This is a genomic window from Pseudoalteromonas sp. TB41 (genome assembly GCF_000497975.1).
Taxonomy (GTDB): Bacteria; Pseudomonadota; Gammaproteobacteria; order Enterobacterales; family Alteromonadaceae; genus Pseudoalteromonas; species Pseudoalteromonas tetraodonis.
This window is the reverse complement of record NZ_AUTH01000060.1, coordinates 25,331-33,968: the sequence shown is the minus strand read 5'-3', so window position 1 is coordinate 33,968 and position 8,638 is coordinate 25,331. Positions and strand designations below refer to the sequence as shown.

Annotated in this window: 5 protein-coding genes, 8 tRNA genes and 1 rRNA gene; 1 reads left to right on the top strand and 13 read right to left on the bottom strand. The window is 40.3% G+C overall.

Features of this window, described 5'->3' with window-relative positions; translation table 11 throughout:
- Positions 1-74 (bottom strand): 16S ribosomal RNA (locus L641_RS0108295); the annotation flags it as partial.
- A 605-nt stretch (positions 75-679) separates the two neighbouring features.
- Between L641_RS0108295 and L641_RS0108285 the strand changes: the two genes are divergently transcribed.
- Positions 680-2,098, top strand: a complete 1,419-nt coding sequence (locus L641_RS0108285) for a sodium:alanine symporter family protein (protein WP_024601644.1) — start codon at positions 680-682, stop codon at positions 2,096-2,098.
- 672 nt (positions 2,099-2,770) lie between these two features.
- Here L641_RS0108285 and L641_RS0108280 read toward each other — a convergent pair.
- The 12 genes from L641_RS0108280 to L641_RS0108225 all read right to left on the bottom strand — a co-directional run bounded on the left by L641_RS0108280 (position 2,771) and on the right by L641_RS0108225 (position 8,290).
- Positions 2,771-2,857 (bottom strand) — tRNA-Leu (locus L641_RS0108280).
- Positions 2,858-2,894: 37 nt separating this feature from the next.
- Positions 2,895-2,968, bottom strand: a tRNA-Cys gene (locus tag L641_RS0108275).
- Between the two features lie 18 nt (positions 2,969-2,986).
- A tRNA-Gly gene (locus L641_RS0108270) sits at positions 2,987-3,062 on the bottom strand.
- A gap of 129 nt (positions 3,063-3,191) precedes the next feature.
- A tRNA-Leu gene (locus L641_RS0108265) sits at positions 3,192-3,278 on the bottom strand.
- 39 nt (positions 3,279-3,317) lie between these two features.
- A tRNA-Gly gene (locus L641_RS0108260) sits at positions 3,318-3,393 on the bottom strand.
- Between the two features lie 66 nt (positions 3,394-3,459).
- Positions 3,460-3,546 (bottom strand) — tRNA-Leu (locus tag L641_RS0108255).
- A 36-nt stretch (positions 3,547-3,582) separates the two neighbouring features.
- A tRNA-Cys gene (locus L641_RS0108250) sits at positions 3,583-3,656 on the bottom strand.
- A 28-nt stretch (positions 3,657-3,684) separates the two neighbouring features.
- Positions 3,685-3,760: transfer RNA gene (locus tag L641_RS0108245), tRNA-Gly, on the bottom strand.
- Between the two features lie 139 nt (positions 3,761-3,899).
- Entirely contained in the window at positions 3,900-4,445 is a 546-nt protein-coding gene (gene pgsA, locus L641_RS0108240) for a CDP-diacylglycerol--glycerol-3-phosphate 3-phosphatidyltransferase (protein WP_013464594.1), read from the bottom strand.
- A 42-nt stretch (positions 4,446-4,487) separates the two neighbouring features.
- The gene (gene uvrC, locus L641_RS0108235; protein WP_024601643.1) at positions 4,488-6,311 is read right to left on the bottom strand and encodes an excinuclease ABC subunit UvrC; all 1,824 of its coding nucleotides are present in this window, start codon (positions 6,309-6,311) and stop codon (positions 4,488-4,490) included.
- 9 nt (positions 6,312-6,320) lie between these two features.
- Entirely contained in the window at positions 6,321-6,971 is a 651-nt protein-coding gene (gene uvrY, locus L641_RS0108230; protein WP_016899482.1) for a UvrY/SirA/GacA family response regulator transcription factor, read from the bottom strand.
- Between the two features lie 167 nt (positions 6,972-7,138).
- The gene (locus tag L641_RS0108225) at positions 7,139-8,290 is read right to left on the bottom strand and encodes a dicarboxylate/amino acid:cation symporter (RefSeq protein ID WP_016899481.1); all 1,152 of its coding nucleotides are present in this window, start codon (positions 8,288-8,290) and stop codon (positions 7,139-7,141) included.
- Positions 8,291-8,638 lie beyond the last annotated feature (348 nt).

The window sequence follows — 8,638 nt, the reverse complement described above, 5'->3', positions numbered from 1 at the left end:
TGTTACCGCTCGACTTGCATGTGTTAGGCCTGCCGCCAGCGTTCAATCTGAGCCATGATCAAACTCTTCAATTAAAAAGTTTTTTGTCTTTCGACAGCTCAATGAATTCTGAATTTATTTAATATCTTTCGATATTGAATTGACTGTGCTGAATAATTACCTAAGTAACTATTCTGTTGGTCACTCAGTTCAATTGAGACTCTAAATTTGCTTGCCTCACTACCTAAGTAGCTTGGCTGTTAGAACTCAATCTGTACGAGTGCCCACACAGATGATTGCTTTATATTGTTAAAGAACGTTGCGATTAAAGCGCTTAACTTTATCTCGCTAGGGCTGCGCATATTACGCTTTCCTATTTTTTTGTCAACACTTAATTTTGTTAAACTTGAAAGTTTTCGAAACTAAGTTTTACTCGACTCACTGAGTAGCTCGTGCCTCGCTATGCGTTGCGCTCTGCCGTCTCAGTGGGGTCGCATTATAGGGCGAATCGATTTTAACGCAAGCGTTTTTAAAGGCTTTTTTGCATTTAATTTTTACCCCAAAGATACCCCACCTAGACACACATGTTACCCACAAAACCCTGTGGATAACTCATTTTTTTACGCTGTTTACTAAACTATTTACTGTGCTTGTGGTAAGTTGCGCCCGATATTTACAACTCGTTCACTAGGTAACGCACATGACAGATATAATAAATAGTATAAGTGGTCTCTTATGGGGTCATATTTTAGTGTACTTATTAATAGCAGCAGGGCTATTTTTTACAATACGTCTTGGTTTTATCCAATTTGTACAGTTTCCACATATGATTAAAGTCATGTTTCAAAGTCGTCAAGGCTCTGACGGCGGCATTTCTTCTTTCCAAGCATTTTGTACATCTTTAGCAGCCCGTGTTGGTACTGGTAATATGGCAGGTGTTGCCGTTGCACTTTATTTAGGTGGCGCAGGTGCTATTTTTTGGATGTGGTTAATTGCTTTAATTGGTATGGCTACTAGCTTTGCTGAAAGTACATTGGCACAAGCTTATAAAATACGCGATGAAGAAGGTAACTTCCGTGGTGGTCCGGCCTATTATATGGAGTACGGACTTGGTAAGCGTTGGATGGGTGTTGTCTTTTCATTGTGCTTAATTTTAGCCTTTGGTTTAGTTTTTAACGCAGTACAGTCAAATTCTATTGCTGCGGCTTTTGAAGTCGCCTTTGGTATCCCTAACTATATAGTCGGTATCGCTCTTGTTATTGGGTCAGGTATTATTATATTTGGCGGTCTAAAAACCATTTCTCGATTTGCTGAATTAGCCGTTCCATTTATGGCTGCTGCTTACCTTGTGGTTGCACTTTATATATGTGCTGTAAATTACACTGAGTTACCTAATGTATTTATGCATGTGATCAGAAGTGCTTTTGGTATTGAGCAAGCGGGTGCGGGGGCAATTGGTTATGGTGTAATGCAAGCGATGATCCAAGGGATCAAGCGCGGCTTGTTCTCAAACGAAGCCGGTATGGGTAGTGCTGCGAATGCTGCAGCAACTGCAACACCAAACCCACCTCACCCTGCTTCACAGGGGTATGTACAAATGCTGGGTGTATTTGTAGATACTATTATTATTTGTACTGCAACTGCTGCTCTTATTTTATTATCAGAGCAATTAGTGCCAGGCTCAGATGTAACGGGTATAGCGCTTACACAAGCAGCCCTTGAAGAACATGTAGGCAGCTGGGGTGCCATATTTGTAGCAGTCGCTATTTTGTTTTTTGCATTTACATCAATTGTGGCTAACTACTCGTATGCTGAAACGAACTTATTATTCTTAGAACATAACCACGCATCTGGCATGTTGATCTTCAGGTTATTAGTGTTAGGTATGGTAATGTTTGGTGCATTGGGCGAATTACCACTAGTGTGGACATTAGCTGATGTATCTATGGGCTTAATGGCAATAGTGAACGTAATCGCATTATTTATGCTCTCAGGTGTTGTCGTGTGGCTTGCTAAAGATTATAACGCTCAGCGACGCGCCGGAAAGTTACCGACGTTTGATCCAAGTAAGAACGACAAACTCAATAAAACTATTCCAAAAGGTATTTGGCATAAATAATTAGTTTTTATAACTTCAAGTTAAAAACCCGAAACGGCCATTGTCATTTCGGGTTTTTTATTGATTTAACTTTAATCTAAAAGTTACTGATAAATTACTAGTGTGAAGATAGACGTTATTAAAGCCGCCCAACCTACCTATAAGCTCACCTTATCCAAACATTATAAGCATCCTACAAGTAAATTTAATAACCTATGTAGTAGGTCTGAATGCTTATAACGACATCCCTGCTTAGGTTTATATACATTACTGCATAACCATAATAACTAACACTGCGCTTATTATACCAATCCGCAATAATACTCAATCATTTTGCGGGGCTAAACGTGTCGCTATCTGTGTTAAAAAATTCTCATTTAGAACAACTAAATAGCGAATTTTTTGCCTAGCTATCAACCCGTTTTTCCTGCCTCAAAATAGACCGCTTAATTAAGCGAATTGGTATTAAAAAGTCTAGTTTATGATTTAGCTAACGACCTACACTACACCTTGATTAACTTGTAAAAAAGTCTGAAGTGTTCAATGACAGTCTATTGGTGAGCCAAGAGTATGTATCAGACCTTGCAACAAACCATTATTGATAACAACAGGGGGTAGTAAATTAGTGTGCTTCAAGGGACTTAGTAATAAAGATATGATGATTTAATTAGATTTTACGGAAAGAATATAAAGTGGTGCCCGAGGCCGGACTTGAACCGGCACGACTTGTTAGTCGAGGGATTTTAAATCCCTTGTGTCTACCAATTCCACCACTCGGGCATCGAGTTTGCTAGTTAAAGCGTGTGGAGTAATTATTTGGAGGCGGAACCCGGAGTCGAACCGGGGTAAACGGATTTGCAATCCGGTGCATGGCCACTCTGCCATTCCGCCTAAACATATCAAATAATTTGGAGCGGCACACGAGGCTCGAACTCGTGACCTCGACCTTGGCAAGGTCGCGCTCTACCAACTGAGCTAGTGCCGCATAAAACTTTATCAGTAATTTGTACGTTGGTGCGCGACCATGTCGCGGTAAAACGTTCTGGTAACTGAGTTAGTGCCTCATAAAATAAGTATTTATCAACTTTTAATTAACTTGGTCAATAATTAAAAGTGGTGCCCGAGGCCGGACTTGAACCGGCACGACTTGTTAGTCGAGGGATTTTAAATCCCTTGTGTCTACCAATTCCACCACTCGGGCATCGAGTTTGCTATTTAAAGCAAGTGGATAAAACTAATATGGAGCGGCACACGAGGCTCGAACTCGTGACCTCGACCTTGGCAAGGTCGCGCTCTACCAACTGAGCTAGTGCCGCATCATATTAATTCTAAATAATATTTTTTATAAGTTACATATTGGTGTATGTAACCAAACCACAACGTGGTGCCCGAGGCCGGACTTGAACCGGCACGACTTGTTAGTCGAGGGATTTTAAATCCCTTGTGTCTACCAATTCCACCACTCGGGCATCGAGTTTGCTAATTAAAGCGTGTGGAGTGTTGATTGGAGGCGGAACCCGGAGTCGAACCGGGGTAAACGGATTTGCAATCCGGTGCATGGCCACTCTGCCATTCCGCCTCAATACTAGGTTAGCTTTAAGATAAACTGGAGCGGCACACGAGGCTCGAACTCGTGACCTCGACCTTGGCAAGGTCGCGCTCTACCAACTGAGCTAGTGCCGCTTTGTTTATCTAGGGGGCTATGCCCTCTCAACACGGACGCATTCTACAGAGATTATTAAACGCGTCAACACAAAAAATGCTACTTTTGAACTGTTTGATTATTTTTTATCTAAAATGGTGCGTTATTAGACGTTTACAATCAATTTTTGGTCAATTCTGCCCATGCTGCAACTAAATATTGCACCATAGAACTGAGCGTTAAAAACGTCGCTATATAAAGTAAGCCATAGCTTAAATACATCATCCAGGTATCGTACTGCCAAATTAGGCCAATAATGGCTAACATTTGCGCTGCGGTTTTTAACTTACCCATATCGGATACAGCTACATTGCCGCGTTTGCCTTGCTCAGCCATCCATTCTCGTAGCGCCGATATAACAATTTCACGGCTTATGATAATAAGTGCAGGAATAGTCATATACAAAGATTGATAATGCTCAGATAAAGCAACCAAAGCAGCGCACACCATTACTTTATCAGCAACAGGGTCTAAAAACGCACCAAAAGGCGTTGATTGTTCAAGCTTACGCGCTAAATAGCCATCGAGTATGTCAGTGATTGAAGCAAGCCAAAAAATAAAGGCAGCAACAAAGAATGCCCATGAATAAGGCATATAAAATATCACCAAAAAAATGGGGATAAGAAAGAGTCTAAACGTTGTGAGTGTGTTTGGAATATTCCACATAACTACTTGGATATGTCTTTTTTTCTATATTCGCACATAGGGCTAGCCCTTGTCATGCAAATGGTTAAATATCTTCTCAGCCATGTCAGGACTGATCCCAGGAACTTTCTTTAGCTGTTCTATATTAGCAGCTTTTACGCCTTGCATGCCCCCTAAATATTTTAATAATGTTTGTCGACGCTTTGAACCAACGCCATCTATTTCTTCTAATAGCGACTGAGTTCGCTGTTTTTGACGCTTATTTCGATGTCCTGCAATAGCAAAGCGATGCGACTCATCGCGAATATGCTGAATTAAATGCAGTGCGGGTGCATCAGAATCCATAGGAATAGTTTTACGCCCACCGTCAATAAGTAAAGTTTCAAGGCCTGGTTTACGGCTAGTGCCTTTTGCAACCCCAACTAATAGTGGCATTTTTGCATGCGGCCAGTTTTCAAAGTATTGTTCTGCCCTACCTAATTGGCCTTTACCACCATCAATAAAAATAACATCAGGAATTTTATCTTCATCCACTAACTTGTTATAACGTTTGTTTAGTGCAAATTCCATAGCGGCGTAATCATCGCCACCGGTTATGCCCGTGACGTTGTAACGACGATATTCTTTATTGTTAGGCCCTTGAGAATCAAAGACAACACAACTGGCCACGGTGTTTTCGCCCATGGTGTGGCTGATATCAAAACATTCCATGCGATTAATGTCATCAAGACGCAAGGTAGCCTTTAATTGAGCATAACGCTTGTTTATAGAGTCTTGAGTGCTTTGCTTAACCGTAATACTATTTAATGCGTTTTTATTCGCTAACTGTAAATACTGTGCACGCTCACCACGGGTAACCACTTTAAGCGATACCTTACGTTCACTAATTTGAGTTAGTGCTTCGCTGAGCGCATCACTTTCTTCTATTTCAAATGGTAAGATGATTTCTTTGGCAATGCGTCCTGTTGCTCCCGGTGCTAAGTAATATTGGCCTAAGAAAGAGGTTAAGATTTCCTGCTCCTGTGAGTCTTTAGGCACCTTTGGAAAGTAAGTCTTACTACCCAGCACTTTATGATCGCGGATCATTAGTAGATGAATCCCATTTAAGCCATTTAAATGGGCAAAACCTACAACATCCATTTCAGCAAAATTACCTGAGATAGACTGCTGCTCCTGCATTTTACGCAATAGCATAATTTGGTCGCGAACTTTAGCTGCGAGTTCAAAGTTAAGCTGCTCACTGGCTTTTTCCATTTTAGCGATAAGTTCGGCTATTACTTCATGGGATTTACCGGTTAAAAATTTACGGACATAATCAACTTGCTGCGCGTATTCATCTTCAGAGACTTTATTAACACACGGCGCAGAGCAACGTTTTAATTGGTATTGCAAGCATGGCCGACTACGCGCACGGTAGTAAGCGTCTTCACATTGACGTACCGGAAATATTTTTTGCATTAAGCGCAAACTTTCTGATACGGCTCCAGCGCTTGGAAACGGGCCAAAATATTCGCCTTTTACTTTTCTGCTACCACGATGAAAGGCTAAACGAGGGTGCTTATGATTCGTGAGTAATATGTACGGGTACGATTTATCATCACGTAACAGAATATTATAACGTGGCTGATATTTCTTAATGAGGTTATTTTCAAGCAGAAGCGCTTCTGTTTCTGTATTAGTAAGTGTGACTTCAATATTACAAATATTACTCACTAAAACACGGGTTTTGCTGTCGGTAATGTTGCTGCGAAAGTAACTGCTCACCCGTTTTTTTAAACTTTTAGCTTTACCGACATAAATAACTTGGTTGTCATTATCGAGCATGCGATAAACGCCAGGCTCACTCGATAATGTTTTTAAAAACTGGGCATGATCAAATTCAGACATATATATCGACTAGTAAGAGATATCTATATCAATCATTTTGTAACGTATGGCTAAATGAGTAAGCTCTACATCGCCCCCTACGTTAAGCTTTTCAAACATACGATAGCGATAACTGTTTACTGTTTTAGAGCTTAAATTTAAGCGCTCAGCAATATCCTGTGCTTTTTCACCTTTGGTGATCATCAGCATAATTTGCAGTTCACGCTCAGACAAACTTTGAAATGGGTTTTCATCAGTTCGCCCAGTAACCTGAGCAAGCGCAATTTGCTGTGCTATTTCTGGCGCAATATAACGTTGCCCTGCATGCACGCAACGTATAGCACGCACCATTTCATCAGATCCTGCCCCCTTGGTTAAAAAACCATGAGCACCAATTTGCATAACCTTGCTCGGAAATGGGTCTTCACAATTAACTGTAAGCACAATAATTTTTACATCGGGACAATAACGGCAAATCTTTTTAGTTGCCTCAAGCCCGCCCATACCAGGCATGTTCATATCCATTAATACTATATTTGGCGCATGTTGACGACAAAACTGTACAGCCTCTTCGCCTGTTTTAGCTTCACCTATTACTTTAAAACCACGTATGTCATCAAGAATACGTCTGATCCCTGTGCGCACAAGTTCATGGTCATCAACTAAAAGTACGTTAATCAATGGAACACCCTCACTAGCCTAATAAGATGCAAGTTAACAAAATTAATTTTCAACATTAGCATAGATACGACGAAACCATAACTAATATTATGCTTTCGCCGTCGGTCGCTATGACCCGATATTGTCAAAGCGTATTTACCTATCGTAGGTAAATACACCATAGTGATTTAAGCTGAGGCTTTTTCACTAAAACGGTCTACCCACAAAGCAATGATACCGTCGCCAGTTACATTACACGCAGTGCCGAAGCTATCTTGTGCAAGGTACAGCGCAATCATTAGTGCCACTGCACCTTCGTTGAAACCAAGCATACTAGTTAATAAACCTAACGCCGACATTACCGCGCCACCTGGGGCACCTGGTGCAGCAATCATAACCACACCTAGCATCATAATGAATGGCAGCATAGCCATTAGTGAAGGTACTTCCATGCTAGGCGATAAAAACATCACAGCCATAGCACAGGTAACTATTGTAATTGTTGAACCTGATAGATGAATAGTGGCACATAATGGGACTGTAAAGTTAGCTACATCTTCTTTAACATTATTTGCTTTACTTGATTGCAAAGAGACTGGAATGGTTGCCGCGCTCGACATGGTTCCTAATGCAGTAAAGTACGCAGGTAGCATGTTTTTAATTAGCTCAATAGGATTACGCTTAAGTAATAGGCCCGATACAATATAAAGCACACTCAACCATAACCAATGCATCACTAATGCGGCAATGAGTACTACACCAAAGGCCTGTAATGTATCAACAACGGTACCTGCCACGGTCATTTCAGCAAACACACCCGCAATGTAAAACGGTAATGCTGGGATAATTACTTTAGCAAGTAAACCATCTATAATATCGCGCCCTTGATCAGACACCGTTTTTAATGTGTCTAAACCTAGCTGGCTCATACCAATACCAAATACAAATGCTGTGACTAAAGCAGTCATTACACCCATTAATGGTGGAATTTCTAAGTCAATAAAGCTACCTACCTCGGTGACTGCTTCAGCTTCAAATGAAATTCCACCGCTTAGGAACGGAATAATCGCTGTGACTAATAAAAACGCTAAGGTACCGGCAATAATTGTTGAGCCGTAAGCAAAACCAACCGTTTTTCCCAGTAAATGCCCTGACCCTTTAGGAAGCCCGGCAATCCCAGAGGCAATAAAAAACAAAATAATCAGTGGAATTGTAAAACTAATAAGCTGGCCAATAAGCTCTTTTACTGTGTATAAAAGCTCAACGCCAGTTAAGGGAATATAGAGTCCGACTAAAATACCGGCCACAATACCGGCAATTAATTTTAAGATTAACTTCATGGTGATTACTTTATTGAATTTAGATAATGTGTTTTTATCATGTTTTGAATAGTTTGTGTCAATAAACTGTTCAACCGCAGTTCATTTGCACAATTAACCAACAAAATATAAGTATGTAGTGTTGATTTGTTTAAATAACGACTACATAAACAAAAAATACAGTACAAAGTTAAAAACGAACAAATGGCTTCAAGTTCACCTTTTTAATAACTAAAAAAATAACAGGTTAAGTTTTTAGTTCAATCCGTTATAAGCGGAATTAATATATGTTATAGCCAAAGCTTACTTTAACTTTTTTTATCTCACAGTAAAGTAGGCTTATAAAGTTAACAGACTAACTGTTAATGT

What these genes read in the sequence shown, in the direction of transcription:
- L641_RS0108285 (WP_024601644.1), top strand. Translation starts at nt 680, where the DNA reads ATGACAGATATAATAAATAGTATAAGTGGTCTCTTATGGGGTCATATT.
- pgsA (WP_013464594.1), bottom strand. Translation starts at nt 4,445, where the DNA reads ATGTGGAATATTCCAAACACACTCACAACGTTTAGACTCTTTCTTATC.
- uvrC (WP_024601643.1), bottom strand. Translation starts at nt 6,311, where the DNA reads ATGTCTGAATTTGATCATGCCCAGTTTTTAAAAACATTATCGAGTGAG.
- L641_RS0108225 (WP_016899481.1), bottom strand. Translation starts at nt 8,290, where the DNA reads ATGAAGTTAATCTTAAAATTAATTGCCGGTATTGTGGCCGGTATTTTA.